17 protein-coding genes, 1 other RNA gene and 1 other annotated feature are annotated in these 17,202 nt (G+C 35.5%); of the genes, 16 read left to right on the top strand and 2 right to left on the bottom strand.

Translation table 11 applies throughout. The features are described 5' to 3' along the window. Positions 1 to 307 precede the first annotated feature (307 nt). The 3 genes from CW357_RS16250 to CW357_RS16240 all read left to right on the top strand — a co-directional run bounded on the left by CW357_RS16250 (position 308) and on the right by CW357_RS16240 (position 3,783). Complete coding sequence (locus CW357_RS16250; RefSeq protein WP_124218601.1) at positions 308 to 784, top strand: glutathione peroxidase; 477 nt, start codon at positions 308 to 310, stop codon at positions 782 to 784. Positions 785 to 886: 102 nt separating this feature from the next. Then, positions 887 to 2,353, top strand: a complete 1,467-nt coding sequence (guaB, locus tag CW357_RS16245; RefSeq protein WP_119416981.1) for an IMP dehydrogenase — start codon at positions 887 to 889, stop codon at positions 2,351 to 2,353. Between the two features lie 134 nt (positions 2,354 to 2,487). Further along, entirely contained in the window at positions 2,488 to 3,783 is a 1,296-nt protein-coding gene (locus CW357_RS16240; protein ID WP_369973820.1) for a serine hydrolase, read from the top strand. Between the two features lie 141 nt (positions 3,784 to 3,924). Here CW357_RS16240 and CW357_RS16235 read toward each other — a convergent pair whose 3' ends face one another. Next, positions 3,925 to 5,340, bottom strand: a complete 1,416-nt coding sequence (locus tag CW357_RS16235) for a MocR-like pyridoxine biosynthesis transcription factor PdxR (RefSeq protein WP_119416980.1) — start codon at positions 5,338 to 5,340, stop codon at positions 3,925 to 3,927. A 104-nt stretch (positions 5,341 to 5,444) separates the two neighbouring features. Here CW357_RS16235 and pdxS point away from each other — a divergent pair, with 104 nt between their 5' ends. From pdxS to serS, 3 genes are all read left to right on the top strand, one after another. Then, on the top strand, positions 5,445 to 6,332 hold the full coding sequence (gene pdxS / locus CW357_RS16230; protein WP_206426831.1) for a pyridoxal 5'-phosphate synthase lyase subunit PdxS: 888 nt from the start codon (positions 5,445 to 5,447) through the stop codon (positions 6,330 to 6,332). 1 nt (position 6,333) lies between these two features. Beyond that, entirely contained in the window at positions 6,334 to 6,942 is a 609-nt protein-coding gene (gene pdxT, locus CW357_RS16225; protein ID WP_119416979.1) for a pyridoxal 5'-phosphate synthase glutaminase subunit PdxT, read from the top strand. An 18-nt stretch (positions 6,943 to 6,960) separates the two neighbouring features. Beyond that, positions 6,961 to 7,177, top strand: a binding site (T-box leader). A gap of 75 nt (positions 7,178 to 7,252) precedes the next feature. After that, positions 7,253 to 8,539 carry a serine--tRNA ligase gene (serS, locus tag CW357_RS16220; protein WP_119416978.1) on the top strand — a complete coding sequence of 429 codons (1,287 nt, stop codon included), beginning with the start codon at positions 7,253 to 7,255 and terminating at the stop codon, positions 8,537 to 8,539. A 60-nt stretch (positions 8,540 to 8,599) separates the two neighbouring features. Here the strand turns inward: serS and tadA are convergent, their stop codons facing one another. Beyond that, on the bottom strand, positions 8,600 to 9,097 hold the full coding sequence (tadA, locus tag CW357_RS16215; protein ID WP_199670777.1) for a tRNA adenosine(34) deaminase TadA: 498 nt from the start codon (positions 9,095 to 9,097) through the stop codon (positions 8,600 to 8,602). A gap of 89 nt (positions 9,098 to 9,186) precedes the next feature. On the opposite strand from tadA, the gene CW357_RS16210 reads away from it, so the two are divergent. The 10 genes from CW357_RS16210 (at position 9,187) to CW357_RS18945 (ending at position 16,933) form a co-directional block, all read left to right on the top strand. Continuing rightward, positions 9,187 to 10,332, top strand: coding sequence for a glycosyl hydrolase family 18 protein (locus CW357_RS16210; protein WP_119416976.1), 1,146 nt, complete (start codon positions 9,187 to 9,189; stop codon positions 10,330 to 10,332). Positions 10,333 to 10,612: 280 nt separating this feature from the next. Then, positions 10,613 to 11,251, top strand: a complete 639-nt coding sequence (locus tag CW357_RS16205; protein ID WP_124218600.1) for a deoxynucleoside kinase — start codon at positions 10,613 to 10,615, stop codon at positions 11,249 to 11,251. Continuing rightward, entirely contained in the window at positions 11,248 to 11,919 is a 672-nt protein-coding gene (locus CW357_RS16200; protein WP_119416974.1) for a deoxynucleoside kinase, read from the top strand. Before CW357_RS16205 ends, CW357_RS16200 begins: the two co-directional genes overlap by 4 nt. A 249-nt stretch (positions 11,920 to 12,168) precedes the next feature. After that, positions 12,169 to 12,711, top strand: coding sequence for an LOG family protein (locus CW357_RS16195; RefSeq protein ID WP_206426830.1), 543 nt, complete (start codon positions 12,169 to 12,171; stop codon positions 12,709 to 12,711). A 533-nt stretch (positions 12,712 to 13,244) separates the two neighbouring features. Continuing rightward, an RNA gene (gene ffs, locus CW357_RS16190) (signal recognition particle sRNA large type) lies at positions 13,245 to 13,510 on the top strand. Positions 13,511 to 13,655: 145 nt separating this feature from the next. Further along, positions 13,656 to 15,407 carry a DNA polymerase III subunit gamma/tau gene (gene dnaX / locus CW357_RS16185; protein ID WP_124218599.1) on the top strand — a complete coding sequence of 584 codons (1,752 nt, stop codon included), beginning with the start codon at positions 13,656 to 13,658 and terminating at the stop codon, positions 15,405 to 15,407. 24 nt (positions 15,408 to 15,431) lie between these two features. Then, complete coding sequence (locus CW357_RS16180; protein WP_119416972.1) at positions 15,432 to 15,749, top strand: YbaB/EbfC family nucleoid-associated protein; 318 nt, start codon at positions 15,432 to 15,434, stop codon at positions 15,747 to 15,749. An 11-nt stretch (positions 15,750 to 15,760) separates the two neighbouring features. Beyond that, a complete protein-coding gene (gene recR / locus CW357_RS16175) occupies positions 15,761 to 16,357 on the top strand; it encodes a recombination mediator RecR (protein WP_119416971.1) in 597 nt (198 codons plus the stop codon). Positions 16,358 to 16,375: 18 nt separating this feature from the next. Then, positions 16,376 to 16,588: a YaaL family protein gene (locus CW357_RS16170; protein WP_119416970.1), complete on the top strand. Its 213-nt coding sequence runs from the start codon at positions 16,376 to 16,378 to the stop codon at positions 16,586 to 16,588. A gap of 66 nt (positions 16,589 to 16,654) precedes the next feature. After that, positions 16,655 to 16,933 carry a pro-sigmaK processing inhibitor BofA family protein gene (locus tag CW357_RS18945; RefSeq protein ID WP_119416969.1) on the top strand — a complete coding sequence of 93 codons (279 nt, stop codon included), beginning with the start codon at positions 16,655 to 16,657 and terminating at the stop codon, positions 16,931 to 16,933. The last annotated feature ends 269 nt before the right edge of the window (positions 16,934 to 17,202 follow it).

Below are 17,202 nucleotides of genomic sequence, written 5' to 3'. Positions count from 1 at the left end.
AAGCGCAACTGTTTATTCAGTTGCGCTTTTTTTATACAAAATATTACTGGAATATTATTTACAAACAAACTTTTAAAAAAGATGATGAAATTTTCTTTATGTGTTGTAGAGAAAATATTAAAAGAATACTCTTATAATAAGAGCTTTGTGTTACTAAAATACGAGATATTTAATATTTTACTTTCAACTAGAGGACTTGCACTCTATTTTTATAAGTATCTTCTTCTTACTTAAGGAAAAATTCCAAAAGTATATGTATTAAAACAAAGCCAAAAGGATAGGACGAATATTAGAAGGAGGAAAGAGAATGACAAGTGTCTACGATTTTATTGTTGAGAAAACGAATGGAGAGAAACAGGATTTACAACAGTTCAAAGGAAATCCAATGTTAATTGTTAATACGGCAAGTAAATGTGGCTTTACACCACAATTTAAAGAATTACAAGATCTCTACGAAAAGTATCAAGATAAAGGATTTACTATTCTAGGATTCCCGTGTAGTCAGTTTAATAATCAAGAGTTTGCTAATATAGACGAAACGTTAGCATACTGCCAGTTGAATTATAACGTTGAATTTCTAATGTTTGCTAAGATAGATGTAAAGGGTGAAAATGCGTCACCTTTGTTTAAGTTTCTTGTCTCACAAAAGAAAGGATTGCTAACGGAAGGAATAAAATGGAATTTCACAAAGTTCCTAATTGATGGGAATGGAAATGTAGTGGCTAGATATGCTCCACAAACATCACCTTCTAAAATAGAAAATGACATTAAATCTTTATTGTGAGAAAAATCTAAATAATCTTACTTATCTTAGATTCCTTGACAAGTAAACGCATACGTTGTTAACCTTACAATTAATATATTTTTTATAGGAGGAGTTTAAGAAATGTGGGAAACGAAATTTGCCAAAGAGGGTTTAACATTTGATGATGTACTACTTGTGCCAGCACATTCTGAAGTATTACCTAAGGAAGTAGATTTATCAGTTAATTTAACATCAAAGATTAAATTGAATATCCCTATTATCAGTGCAGGGATGGATACAGTAACTGAAGCAACAATGGCAATCGCAATGGCTCGTCAAGGCGGCTTAGGTATCATTCATAAAAACATGAGTATTGAAGAACAAGCTGAACAAGTTGAAAAAGTTAAACGATCTGAAAATGGTGTAATTACAAATCCGTTTTTCTTAACACCTTCTCATCAAGTATTTGACGCAGAACATTTAATGGGGAAATACCGCATTTCAGGTGTTCCAATTGTAAACAATATGGAAGATCGCAAATTAGTAGGCATCATTACAAATCGCGATTTACGATTTGTTCAAGACTACTCTATTAAAATTGATGAAGTGATGACAAAAGAGGATTTAATCACAGCTCCTGTTGGTACTACATTAGATGAAGCTGAAAAAATGCTACAACAATACAAGATAGAAAAGTTACCTATTGTTGACGAAGATGGTGTTTTAACCGGATTAATCACTATTAAGGATATTGAGAAAGTAATGGAATATCCAAATGCTGCAAAAGATCAACATGGTCGTTTACTTGTTGGCGCAGCTGTAGGTGTAACAAAAGATTCTTTAATCCGTATTCAAAAATTAGTTGAGGCACAAGTTGATGTAATTGTTATTGATACAGCGCATGGTCACTCACAAGGCGTTCTTGATCAAGTGAAAAATATCCGCGCTGCATACCCTGACTTAGTCATTATTGCAGGTAATGTGGCAACAGCAGAAGCTACTAAAGCTCTATATGAAGCTGGAGCAGATGTTGTCAAAGTTGGTATTGGACCTGGTTCTATTTGTACTACTCGTGTTGTTGCTGGTGTAGGAGTACCACAAATTACAGCTATATATGATTGTGCTACAGAGGCACGTCGTCAAGGTAAAACTATAATAGCTGATGGTGGTATAAAATATTCTGGTGATATTGTTAAAGCTCTAGCTGCTGGTGGACATGCTGTTATGTTAGGTAGCTTACTAGCAGGAACATCTGAAGCGCCAGGGGAAACTGAGATTTTCCAAGGACGTCAATTCAAAGTTTACCGAGGAATGGGTTCTGTTGCTGCAATGGAAAATGGTTCTAAGGATCGTTATTTCCAAGAGAATGCGAAAAAACTTGTTCCTGAAGGTATTGAAGGTAGACTTCCATTTAAAGGACCATTGTCTGATACTATCTATCAATTACTTGGTGGTATTCGTTCAGGAATGGGTTATTGTGGAACAAAAGATCTTCATGATTTACGCGAAAAAGCACAATTTGTTCGTATGACAGGTGCTGGTTTAAGAGAAAGTCATCCACATGATGTACAAATTACGAAAGAAGCACCAAACTATTCATTAGCTTAAATTTGTATCTTTAGCACTCTTTTCGTAACTATTTATGTTGCGGAAAGGGTGTTTTTAATATCTAATGGTTGAAACACTATATTCTGTGTTAAAATGAGCGAGATAAATCTATACATAATTGGAGGTAAGAATAGGTGAAGACATCTAGAAAAAGCAAAACAATTAGTATAATGATAGCTATTGCTCTTTTGTTTAGCATGGTATCGTTACTACCCGGAGGAAATACAGCAAGCGCTACTGATAATCTAGGGTTAAATGTTAAAGGTGCAATTTTAATCGACGCTGATTCTGGTAAGATTTTGTATGAAAAAAATGCTAACGAGGCACTTGGAATTGCTAGTATGTCAAAGATGTTGACAGAGTATATTCTATTAGATGCTATAAATGATGGTAAAGTGAAGTGGGACCAAAAATATAAAGTCTCAGATTATGCTTACAAAATCTCTCAAGATCGCGCATTAAGTAATGTTCCATTACGTGCTGATGGCGAATATACCATTAAAGAATTATATGAAGCAATGGCTATTTATTCTGCTAATGCTGCTACTATTGCAATAGCCGAAACTATTGCTGGATCTGAAACTGAATTTTTAACATTAATGAATAAAAAAGCTAAGGAAATTGGTTTAAAGGGTTATCACTTTGTAAATGCTACAGGCCTTAACAATGCACAATTACAAGGTATGCAACCAAAGGGTACATCAGCTAGTGATGAAAATAAAATGCCAGCAAAATCAGTTGCTCGTCTTGCATATCATTTATTAAAAGATCATCCAGAGGTTTTAAAAACTTCAAGCATTCCTAGAAAAACATTCCGTGAAGGAACAGATGATGCGATTAAAATGGATAACTGGAACTTTATGTTGCCAGGTCTTGTATCTGAGTATGAAGGCGTAGATGGACTTAAAACAGGTACTACGGATTATGCTGGACAATGTTTCACAGGTACTGCAAAACGCAATGGTACACGTCTAATTGCGGTTGTAATGCATGCAGAAGGTGCAGCACATATAGCTCGTTTTAAAGCAGCTCGTCAACTATTTGATTATGGCTTTGGCCAATTTACAACTGAAGAAATCGTGCCAGCTGGCTATACATTTAAAAAACAAAGATCAATAGCAGTTAAAAATGGTAAAGAAAAAAATGTTAAGATAGCTACAAAAGATTCAATTTCCATGATGGTTAAAACAAGCGAAGTAGATGATTATCAAGCTAAACTTGTGCTAGATAAAGAGTCATTGAATGCTCCGGCGAAAAAAGGAACTGTTGTTGGACACGTTCAAATTGACAAAAAATCTGGTAAAGATTATGGATTTATAGATGGCTCAGTGAGCGGTGCAGATGTAGTGACTGCTGTTACTGCCGAAAAGGTAGGATGGTTCTCTCTTACACTTAAAAAAATTGGCGCATTCTTCTCAGGATTATTTTAAATAATATAAACAAAAGGGACTGGTTTTACAACCGGTCCCTTTTGTTTATATTATAAATGATAAAGTAAGATTCTATTTTAGTTAGGAAATTTAATGAATATCAAGCGCTCTTAGTCTAAGATTGGTTTTTGTAGTCTTAATTTAATCTGCAGTGCGTCTAATTCTCCAACAATCCATTAATTTTTGAATGGTATTTGTAATTTCAGCCTCTTCTATTCCTCCGAACCCTAGTAAAAATTGGTCTTCTCGATTTTGAGCTGTAGGTGCAATCATGTACTCTTTGATAGGTATAATCCTTATTCCTTGTTGTAGTGCAATGTTGCTCAAGTCCGTAGCACTCATCTCTTTCCTTACAGTTAATACAACATGCATACCGGCTTGCTCACCGGAAATAGAAACTGTTGGGGCATATGGATCTAGAGCTTGTGTGAGTTTTTCTAATTTTTTTCTGTAAATTTTACGCATACGATTCAAGTGTTTTGAAAAATAGCCATCCTTCATAAATTGGGTTAGCATATGTTGTTCAAAACGAGGAACGGTAGATGTATAGTATGTGAATATATCATGGTATCGAGTTAGTAATTTTTCGGGTAATACAAAGTATGCAATACGTAAAGATGGCATAAGTGATTTTGAAAAAGTACTAATATATATAACTTTTCCTCGATGATCCATTCCTTGTAAAGAGGCAATTGGCTTTCCTATATAACGGAATTCGCTATCATAGTCATCCTCTATAATATATCGTTCTTCCTCTTGTGCAGCCCAATTTAAAAGTTGAGCTCTTCGCGATGCAGAAAGAACTGCTCCTGTAGGAAACTGATGAGATGGGGTAACATAAGCAACTTTAGCACTTGATCCTTCTAATTGTTGTATTTGCATGCCATCTTCATCTACGTCGATTGGAATTACACTTTGATTGTATTGAGAAAAAATATGATGTGTTAAGGCATAACCTGGATTTTCAATTGCATATAGATTATCCTCTCCTAATAGTTTTATAATCATTGGCAAGAGCTGTTCGGTACCGGAACCTATAACGATCTGTTCTGGTGAGCATAAAACACCCCTTGATTGATATAAATAACTTGCAATTTGTTCGCGTAATTCTTGTTCACCTTGAGGGGAACCTATTAGTAACAAATCTTGTTTATGGTCATCAATAGCATCTTTTGCATACTTACGCCATGTAGTAAAAGGAAAAGAAGATGTATCAATTTTCCCCGGGTTAAAGTCAATTAGGATTTTGGGCTTTTTAGTAGTTTTAATCATTTGTTGAGAAGTTGTCTTTTCTACGTAAGCTAATTCTTCGATTGCTTCAACGAAAAAACCAACCCGTGATTTAGAAGTAATATATCCTTCTGCTATTAATTGTGCATATGCTAGTTCTACAGTTGTTTGGCTAATTGATAAAAATTCTGAGAGCTTTCTTTTAGATGGGAGCTTGGTTTGAACAGCGATTGTCCCTTCGATAATTCCTTTCTTTATTTCCTCGTACAGTTGTTCATAAAGCGGTGTTGCGGAATCCTTTTCTAATTGAATCATTAACATATCCATCATATCACCCCTAACTGACCATTTTAAAAATCGAATAACTGAATCTTTTGTTATGGTCAATTTTCAATATACTAATAGCATACTAGTTTTTGGGAGGGAATGGAATGGTTATTCAAACAGGTACTGAACGAGTAAAAAGGGGAATGGCAGAGATGCAAAAGGGTGGCGTTATCATGGACGTTATTAATGCAGAGCAGGCTAAAATTGCAGAGGCTGCAGGCGCAGTAGCAGTCATGGCATTAGAACGTGTCCCATCTGATATCCGCTCTGCCGGTGGAGTAGCACGAATGGCAGATCCTCGTATAGTTGAGGAGGTAATGGATGCTGTATCAATTCCAGTGATGGCAAAAGTACGCATTGGACATAAAGTAGAGGCACGTGTGCTTGAATCAATGGGCGTCGATTATATAGATGAGAGTGAAGTGTTAACACCAGCAGATGAAGAATTTCATTTATTAAAAAGTGAATATACTGTACCGTTTGTTTGTGGTTGCCGCGATTTAGGGGAGGCTGCACGTCGTATAGGTGAGGGGGCATCTATGTTACGAACAAAAGGAGAACCTGGAACTGGCAATATTGTTGAAGCTGTCCGACATATTCGAAAAGTCCATGCACAGGTTCGTAAGGTGGCGAACATGGCAAAAGATGAGTTAATGACCGAGGCAAAAATGTTAGGAGCACCTTTTGAAGTTTTACTTGAAATAAATCGTTTAGGACGTTTACCGGTGGTAAATTTTGCTGCGGGTGGTATAGCGACTCCTGCAGATGCTGCATTAATGATGGAGTTAGGTGCAGATGGGGTATTTGTTGGTTCGGGGATTTTTAAATCTGAAAATCCAGAGAAGTTTGCTCGTGCAATTGTAGAAGCTACAACAAATTATCAAGATTATAAGTTAATCGCTGAAGTATCAAAGGACCTTGGTATACCAATGAAAGGAATGGATATATCAAAACTTTCACAACAAGATCGTATGCAGGAGCGAGGATGGTAATATGGTTAAAATCGGAGTATTGGCTTTACAAGGAGCTGTACGAGAACATTTTAACGCAATTGAAGCGGTTGGTGCGACAGCTATAGAGGTGAAACATCAAGAGGAATTACAGGATATAGATGGTCTTGTAATACCAGGTGGGGAAAGTACAGCTATGAGAAAGCTCATTGATTATGATGACTTAATGCCCGCATTACAGCGTTTCTCTTTATCTGGTAAGCCGATGTTTGGTACATGTGCGGGTTTAATCCTCCTTGCTAATAAAATTATAGATGAGAATAAGACACATATAGGTGCAATGAATGTAGAAGTTAAGCGGAATTCATTTGGACGTCAAATAAATAGTTTTGAAGCATTGTTAGATTTAAAAGGAATAGGTAATGGTTTTCCTGCTATCTTTATTCGTGCGCCTCATATTGTTCGAGTCGGTGCAAATGTAGAAATTTTGGGTGAATATGAAGGGCGAATAGTACTCGCACGTGATGGTCAATATCTCGGATGCTCTTTTCATCCGGAATTAGCAGAAGATACGCGTATAATAGAATATTTTGTTCATATGGTGGAGGAAAGTAAGCGTTCAATACTTGCGCAACTTAAGAATGTATTGTAAAGTATGGGTAACTTAAAATTTATCACGATGATAGGAAGTAGTAACAAGTATGTTTTTTTTAGAGAGTCGACGGTTGGTGGAAGTCGATAAAGGCACTTGTGAATCCGTCCTGGAGTTGCTCAGTTGAACTTTTAGTAAGCTGTAGCCGGTTCTAAGCCGTTATGAAACAAGAGGAGTAGACATGACAATGTCTATTCAATTAGGGTGGCAACGCGGGTATGCTCTCGTCCCTTTCAGGGGATGAGGGCTTTTTTGTTTTTATTTTTTAAACTACTTCTCTAAAATCGAATATACAACTGGAGGAATAAATATGTTAGACATTAAACGTGTCCGCGCAAACTATGCGGAAATCAAAGAAAAATTAGCCCATCGTAATGAAGACCTTGGTACAATTGATCACTTTGAAGAATGGGATCAACAACGCCGTGATTTAATTGCAAAAACAGAGGTTTTAAAAGCAGAACGTAATAAAGCTTCTGAAGCAATTGCGCAAAAGAAACGTAACAAAGAAAATGCAGATGCAGATATTGCTCGTATGCGTGAAGTTGGGGAAGAAATAAAAAAATTAGATGAAGAATTGAACGAAGTTGAAGCTAAGTTTAATGATATGATGATGCGCCTTCCAAATATCCCACATGAAAGTGTACCTGTTGGTGATTCTGAAGATGATAACGAAGAAGTATATAAATGGGGAGAAGTACCAACATTTGATTTTGAAATTAAAGCACATTGGGATCTTGGACCAGAACTTGGAATTATAGATTTTGATCGTGCAGGTAAAGTAACAGGTAGTCGCTTTACGTTTTATAGAGGTTTAGGTGCTCGTCTTGAACGTGCTCTTTGGAACTTTATGATGGACTTACATGCTGACAAACATGGTTATGAAGAAATGCTACCTCCATACATGGCAAACCGTGCAAGTTTAACTGGTACAGGTCAACTTCCAAAATTTGAGGAAGATGCATTTTTAGTTGAAAAACCGGATTATTTCTTAATTCCAACTGCTGAAGTACCTGTAACAAACTATTATCGTGATGAAATTCTTGATGGTGCAAAACTTCCTCAAGCATTTACTGCTTTTAGTGCTTGTTTCCGTTCTGAAGCAGGTTCTGCTGGACGTGATACACGTGGTTTAATCCGTCAACACCAATTCAATAAAGTGGAACTTGTTCGTTTTGTAAAACCAGAAGATTCTTATGACGAATTAGAAAAACTTACTGGTCATGCAGAGGAAGTTCTTCAATTGTTAGGTTTGCCATACCGTAAACTTAAAATGTGTACAGCTGATCTTGGATTTACAGCAGCTAAAAAATATGACTTAGAAGTTTGGATACCAGCACAAAACATGTATCGTGAAATTTCTTCTTGCTCAAACTTTGAAGACTTCCAAGCTCGTCGTGCAAATATCCGCTTCCGTCGCGAACCAGGTGCAAAACCTGAGTATGTCCACACTTTAAACGGATCAGGTCTTGCCATCGGTCGTACTGTAGCAGCTATTTTGGAAAACTATCAACAAGCTGATGGAAGTGTAAAAATACCAGAAGTACTTGTACCATATATGGGTGGAATAGAAGTAATTCCAGCACTATCTAAATAATAGTAAATAGGCTGCCTAAAATGATTTATTCATTTTGGGTGGCCTTTTTTATATGTTTTTTTAATTTCCTTCTGTTTGTTTACGGAGTCTTTTCTCTTCTTTTTTTCGTATACGTAAAGCTTTAAAAAAATTTGTTAGCATCGCACTGCACTCTTCAGCCATGACTCCTTCTGTTACTTCACACTCATGATTGAAACGACTGTCGTTTAAAAGATGGTAGAGCGAGTCGACACAGCCAGCTTTTAAATCACGAGCTCCATATACGACGCGTGGTATTCGAGATTGTAAAATAGCACCCGAACACATTGGACAAGGCTCTAATGTAACGTATAGCGTTGTTTCTTCTAAACGCCAACTTCCTATAACATCACAGGCATGTTGAATAGCCATTAGTTCAGCATGTGTTACAGCATTTTGAGAATTTTCCCTTAAATTATGTGCACGTGCAATTATTTCATCTCGATAGACAATAATTGCACCAATTGGAACTTCCCCTAGTTCAGCTGCTTGCTGTGCCTCTTCAAGTGCAATTTGCATAAATTGATGATCTTTGTTCATTTTCACACTCTCCTTGCCAAATAGTTTAGCATGATTTTCAAGTTAGTGGCATATGATTAGTCATCATGTATATATAGAGGGGGATTTCTTTGATATACGTTGTAAAACAGGGAGATAGTTTATATAAAATTGCAAGGGATTATAATACAACAGTTGCAACAATAGTTGCATTGAATGAATTATCGAATCCAGATGTACTGGTAGTCGGACAAACGCTCGTTTTACCTGAAACGCCAAATCCAAATCGTAAAGCAATTGCTACAAATGCATATGTAGAGTGGTATACGAATGAGGTACCAGCACGACTCTCACAGGAATTAAGTAAAAGAGGTCCATTACTTACTTATATGATGCCATTTGCATATGAAGTAAAGAGGGATGGTACATTGACTTCTCTCAATTGGGGAGATTTAGAAGAAGTTGCAGCAGCCAATAGAACAGCTTCTGCAGTTGTACTCACTAATATAGAAAATGGTGCATTTAGCGATACATTAGCGCATGAAATTTTTATGGATACCAATTTGCAAGATTTAATCATTGGAGCAGCGATAAAGGAGGCAAAACAACATAATGCAAAAGACATTCATGTAGATTTTGAATACTTACCTCCAGAAGATAAGGAAAAATATGTAGATTTTCTAAAAAGGTTAGCTTCAAAAGCTCATCCTGAAGGATTAACAATTTCAGCAGCACTAGCCCCTAAAACTAGTGCTAATCAGCCTGGAAAATGGTATGAGGGGCACGATTATAAAGCAATTGGAGAAGTAGTAGATTTTGTTGTCATAATGACGTATGAATGGGGATATAGCGGTGGACCACCAATGGCTGTATCACCTATTACCCCAGTAACACAAGTTCTTGAATATGCAGTAAAGGATATTCCAGCTAATAAAATTATGATGGGGCAGAATTTATACGGTTATGATTGGAAGTTGCCATATAAGGTAGGTAACCCTAATGCTGTTGCTGTTAGTGCACAGTATGCCATTGATCTTGCAAGGCAAAACAATGCGGCGATTTCATACGATGAAGTTGCACAAGCACCATTTTTTCACTATTGGAAAGATGGAGTGGAACATGTCGTTTGGTTTGAAGATGCTAGATCTATAGAGGCAAAGTTCAAATTATTGCAGAGATTAGGATTAAAGGGTATTGCTTATTGGCATCTCGGCTTTTCTTTTCCACAAAATTGGGCGCTCTTACAACAAATGTTTCATGTGGAACATATCGTATAATTGTGAATTAAGAGACTTGACGATTATCGTCAGGTCTCTTCTTTTTTATGGGAGATAATATTGTAGTAAAGTGTTTTAGAATTGAATGCTCGATTCAATTCTAATTAATCCTTTATTTATACTACTTGGCATAGAAGGAACATAGTGTTTATTAGATTCTAGTAATAATTATTTAATTATAGAACGTCTTTATGATAAACTGTTTTCCTACTGTCCAACATTTTTCTACTGTGTTAGAATTATAGACATTGACTAAAAAGTAAACAAAGGGGGATTTCTAATGCCTGTGCCGTTTATCACGGTAGAAGGGCCTATTGGTGTTGGAAAGACGTCACTTTCTAAAATAATTTCCGAGACATTTAATTTTCATTTATTAAAGGAAATTGTAGATGAAAACCCATTTTTAGATAAATTCTATGAAGATATTGATGAATGGAGTTTTCAAACGGAAATGTTCTTTTTGTGTAATCGATATAAGCAATTAAATGATATTAAAGAATATATTTTAGCTAATGACCAACCAGTAGTGGCTGATTACCATATTTTTAAAAACCTGATTTTTGCAAAACGTACATTACCATCATTAGAATTTTATAAATATGAGAAAATTTATCGAATTTTAACAGAAGATATGATTAAACCGAATGTAGTAATCTATCTTTATGCAAGTGTAGATACATTGATGAAACGTATTGCAATGAGAGGTCGAGAATTCGAGAAAATGATCTCTAGAGAATATATGGAACAATTAGTAGTGGACTATCATGAATTTATAAGTGCTTTTGAACAAGAACATCCAGATATCCTTGTCATTCATTTTAATGGGGATGATATGGATTTTGTACACAATGATACAGATCTACAAAAAATATTAAATACAGTAGAGGAAACGTTAGAAAAAAGGAGCTTTAAGGCATGAATTTAAGAGAAAAATACGGTATTCCATCAAATGCCGTTATTACAATAGCAGGAACAGTAGGTGTGGGAAAATCTACGATGACAAATGCATTAGCGAAAGCATTAAACTTTCGTACTTCTTTTGAAAAAGTAGACACAAATCCATACTTAGATAAATTTTATGATGATTTTAGTAAATGGAGTTTCCATTTACAAATTTATTTCCTTGCTGAACGCTTTAAAGAACAAAAACGTATATTTGAGTATGGCGGAGGCTTTATCCAAGATCGTTCGATTTATGAAGATACAGGCATTTTCGCAAAAATGCACTTTGATAAAGGGACGATGAGCCCGACTGATTATGAAACATATACAAATTTATTTGATGCAATGGTAATGACACCATATTTCCCACACCCTGACTTACTAATATATCTTGAAGGCCCGATTGATGATATTATTGGTCGTATCGTAGAACGTGGACGCCCGATGGAACAACAAACAGATAAAGAATACTGGTATGAAATGCACAATCGCTATGAAAATTGGATTGATAATTTTAATGCTTGCCCAGTACTTCGTTTAGATATTAATGATTATGATTTAATGAAAAATCCAGATACAATCGAAATTATTTTAGAACGAATTGGTCATTTTATGGAACAAACATCTCATCTACGTAGAAGATAATAAATTTAGAACTGTTTTGGAAGCTATTAGAAGTAACTTCCCAAACAGTTTTTTTATATCAGTAAAAAGACATTGGCAGCATACGTGATTAGGATATTACATCTATTAACTAAACAGTTTTAAGAAATTAAGTAGAAATCATAAAGGCAACAGCATGTAACAATTCATTTTATAGTTTCTTATTTGGTCCAATATATGATATAAGTAGTCATATAAAATTTAGAATAATAACGGATGATGGGGGATAGTATGCGTGTTGCTATTTATTGCGGTTCAAAAACAGGAAATAACCCAATTTATGCAGAAAAGGCAAAAGAATTAGGTGCATTTTTGGCAAAAAATGATTTGGATATTGTTTATGGCGGTTCTAACCAAGGTCTTATGGGAATAGTTGCAAATGCAGTACTTGAAAACAACGGTAAAGTTATAGGGGTTATGCCGAATTTTTTGCAATGGAAAGAAGTTACTCATGGGCAAATAACAGAACTACATTATGTAAGTACAATGCATGAACGTAAGTGTAAAATGCTTGAATTAGCTGACCTATTAATTGCTTTACCGGGTGGAGCAGGGACTATGGACGAGTTTTTTGATGTGGTGACATTATCACAAATTGGTCAGCACCAAAAAATGGTATGTCTATATAATATAAATGAGTATTATCGACTTTTAAAATTACAGCTTGAATATATGGTGAATGAGGGTTTTATGTTACAGGAACAATATGAAAGTATATTGATTGTTCAAAATCCAGAAGAATTGCTGAAGATTATTCGGAGAAATAATAAATGAACCTTCATATATTTTAAAGACCGCCATTTTTCTTATAACCTGAAGTCTATTCTTTCTAACTAGTTGGAGGTTACAGCTGGGGCATATTTACAGCTAATAGAGGTCAAAATAAAAAAACAAACTATATAGTTTGTTTGAAATTTTCAGATTAAATTATAAAAAGAAAAATTCGTTACAATATGCAACGAATACAATCTCAATATGCGCGTGTTTTTATAAAAATNGTTTGACCCGCCTGTCGGTTTTCAAGACCGATCCCTTCAGCCAGACTTGGGTATTCCTCCAAATTGTTTTGTTGTCTTACTGACAAAATATACTTTATCATTATTTATTTTGTTAGTCAACAGTTTTAAAAAATTTTTTAATCTAAATTAGGCCTTTATATTTTTCTATGAATGACCGAAAGAACTTTCGGTTAATTAAGGTTTGAAAAAACGTTATTAATGGATACACTTCTTTTTATAATAGTTCATTTTAATGAAATCACGTATTTTAGTTGATTTTTTTAGTAGAAGTTCGTATACTAATAGATGCCGTGCTAGGTGGGAAGGTAGCGGTGTCCTGTAACTCGCAATCCGCTTTAGCGAGACTGAATTCCTTTTTGAGGCTGTCCGTATGTTTGGTCTGCCTCTTGCACGTAGCGTTGACGATTGGGTCCTGCGCAATGAGTCCCCATGAACCATGTCAGGTCCGGAAGGAAGCAGCATTAAGTGGTCTCACTCATGTGCCGCGGGGTAGCCTAATCTGAGCTAACGACAAGAGTAACGCTTATGTACGGCTGTCGAGGAAAGGTGCACGGCATTGACTGTGTAAATTCCAAACTCACTTGCCTTTTAGGTAAGTGAGTTTTTTCTTTTTTATACATATACAAATAAAGGCTAATCATCCGAGCTTATGCTATAATATTTGTATTAAACTGTTATGGCAGAAAGGAGAGAATAACGTTGGCATATCAAGCTTTTTATCGAGTTTATCGCCCGCAATCATTTAGAGAAATGTCAGGGCAGTCTCATGTAAAACGAACACTTCAAAATGCTCTCCTAGCCGACAAAACAACTCATGCGTACCTATTTTCTGGCCCACGTGGTACAGGGAAGACAAGTACTGCGAAAATTTTTGCAAAAGCTTTAAATTGTGAACATGCACCAACTGATGAACCGTGTAATGAATGTGCTACATGTAAAAGCATTTCAAATGGGTCCCATCCAGATGTTATTGAATTTGATGCAGCCTCTAATTCAAAAGTTGAAGAGATGCGTGAAATAATAGAAAAGGTTCGATTTGCTCCGGCAAGTGCACGTTATAAGGTTTATATTATTGATGAAGTTCATATGCTTTCAACAAGCGCGTTTAATGCATTACTGAAAACGTTAGAGGAACCTCCAGCCCATGTTGTTTTCATATTAGCAACAACTGAGCCTCATAAAATACCTGCTACAATCATTTCAAGATGTCAAAGATTTGATTTTAAAAGGCTATCGTCTAACGATATATTAGAACGTATGAAGATTGTTCTAGAAGATATTGCATTACCGTATGATGAACAAGCATTGAAAGTCATCGCAAAATCAGCAGCCGGTGGTATGCGTGATGCCTTGAGTATGTTGGATCAGGTAGTGTCATTTAGTGGTGAATCGTTAACACTGGATGATGCACTTTTTGTAACTGGCTCTATTAGCCAGGATATATTTTATGAGCTGGCACAAAGTTTAGCTGATAAGGATGTAGCAAAAGTATTAGCTATGCTTGAACAGTTAATGGATGAAGGAAAAGATGCCGTTCGCCTTTCTGAAGATCTTATTACATTCTTTAGAGACTTGTTGTTAATTCAAACAGCACCTGATTTAGGTGATCTACTTGAATTGGCAACTACAGATGAGAAATTTAAATCGTTAGCTAATAATTTTTCGATGGATACATTGTATAGCTATATCGATATTCTTTCGAAAACACAGCAGGAGATGCGTCTATCTTTACATTCAAAAGTATATTTGGAAACAGCATTGTTGAAAATGTCTCAATCACAATCTGTGATACCTACAAATACAGGTACTTTTAGTGACGTGAGTATACCGGAAGTTGCTGAGTTACAATCAAAACTCACAGTTTTAGAAACATTGGTTCATCAAATGCAACAAGGCGATCATGTTGTTCAACAACAAGCACCCCCTAAACAAAGACAGCATGCGAAACTTACTAGTAAATTTAATGTTCCTGTTGGACGAATACAGGAAGTTTTGAAGGTAGCTACAAAACGCGATATTCAAACGGTTAAAAATGCTTGGGTAGACGTGCTTCATCAATTACCAAAATCACAGTCAGCTTTATTAGAAGATTCAGAACCGGTAGCGGCATCTGAAAGTGCTTTTGTGATAAAATTCAAGTATGAGATCCATTGCCAAATGGCCGCAGATAACAAAGAATTAGTTTCTAACTTTGTCCAATATATGGCCGGAGTTACTGGTAAAATATACGACATTGTATTTGTACCGGAAAATAGTTGGCAAAAGATTAGAACTGATTTTATCCAACACCATAATATGGATAGAAAGAGTGAACATGAAGAAACAGTTGGCGAACAAACATCTGAGGTTGTACAATCTATTTTAGTTGAAGAACAACAATCCTCAGAAGATCCATTAGTTTCAGAAGCTGAAAAGTTATTTGGCAAAGATTTTGTGAAGATAGAAGAGTAAATTAATATTAGGAGGAATTTTAAAATGCGTGGAATGGGTAACATGAATAATATGATGAAACAGATGCAAAAAATGCAAAAGAAAATGATGCAAGCACAAGAAGAGCTTGCTGTACAAACATTTGAAGGTACTGCTAGTAATGGCCTTGTGAAAGTAATAATGAATGGTCAAAAACAAGTACAAGAGGTTCTTATTAATCCAGATGTTGTAGATCCAGAAGATGTAGAATTATTACAAGACATGATCATAATTGCTACAAACGCTGCAATTTCTAAAGTAGATGAAACAACAAATGAAACAATGGGCCAATTCACTAAAGGAATGAACCTTCCTGGATTCTAGGAGGAATTAGGATGCATTATCCTGAACCAATATCCAAACTAATCGATAGTTTTATGAAATTGCCAGGTATCGGGCCGAAAACAGCGTCCCGACTGGCGTTTTTTGTGTTAACGATGCAAGAAGATACAGTGCTTAACTTTGCAAAAGCTCTAGTAGATGCAAAACGTAATTTAAGTTATTGCTCAGTTTGCGGCAATATTACAGATATAGATCCATGTCATATTTGTCAAGATCCACAACGTGATCGTTCAACGATTTGTGTTGTACAAGATACAAAAGATGTTATTGCGATGGAGAAAATGCGCGATTATCATGGCTTATATCACGTATTGCAAGGTGCCATATCCCCAATGGATGGTATCGGACCAGAAGATATTAATGTTCCATCTTTATTAAAAAGATTACAAAATGAAGAAGTTCAAGAATTGATATTAGCAACCAACCCCACAATCGAGGGTGAAGCTACTGCTATGTATATTTCTCGTCTTGTTAAGCCATCTGGAATTCGTACAACACGTATTGCGCATGGTTTACCTGTGGGTGGAGATTTAGAATATGCGGATGAGGTGACTTTATCAAGAGCGTTAGAAGGTAGACGCGAATTGTAGAATGGGGTGCATGAAGAAATGTTTTTTCGAAAACAAAAGCTACGTAAGGAATATGATGATAAGCTTGTTCAGCTAATGCGCCATACAAAAGAGGAATGGCAACGCACACAAAATATTGAGAATTTAATGGTTGATTATGATTTAAATATTATTGCTCAACGGAAAATTGCTGAAAGCAAGCATTTTTACTTATTTAAAGAAGCTCGCATCCGTAAAATTTTAATTAAATAACGAATGACAGATAGTATCCTTGTCATATATATCAGTTACAACATATATTAATGGAGTGTGATTAATATGGCCAAGCTTATAATTAGCTTGATGGGGATACTGTTTGTTTTTTATTGGATCATTAGTAAACCAAAGGGTGTGCGGAACATTCTAGAGCTATTTTCAAATGTCGCTTTCCGTATTACGCTGGCATTCTGCGTGTTATATGTACTTTCTTATGGAGCGGGTTATATAGGGTTATGGATTCCGGTGAACTTTGCCTCAATCCTTATTGTTGGAGTTTTAGGAATCCCGGGAGTAATACTAGTTGCATGTTTAGCGGGTTTTAATTATTTTTTTCTATAGGCTTGTAATAAATGTAGTCATGTGATATATTAAATAGGTTGCTGATTTGATTGCAATATGTATTTTTTACTTTATTAATATAATATTTATATTGACATCAATTAGTTAATATGATATGATATTAAAGTCGTTAAGAGACAACAAGTTATATCTAGTATAACTTAATTGAATATAACTTTTAAAAAGTTGTTGACAATCAAACGTTATGATGATATAATAAATGAGTCGTTAAGATAATGACATGATATGAACCTTGAAAACTGAACAAG

The organism is Rummeliibacillus sp. TYF005, from assembly GCF_003844195.1.
Classification (GTDB): Bacteria; Bacillota; Bacilli; order Bacillales_A; family Planococcaceae; genus Rummeliibacillus.
The sequence above is the reverse complement of the archived record's forward strand: the minus strand, read 5'-3'. Positions and strand labels throughout refer to the sequence as shown.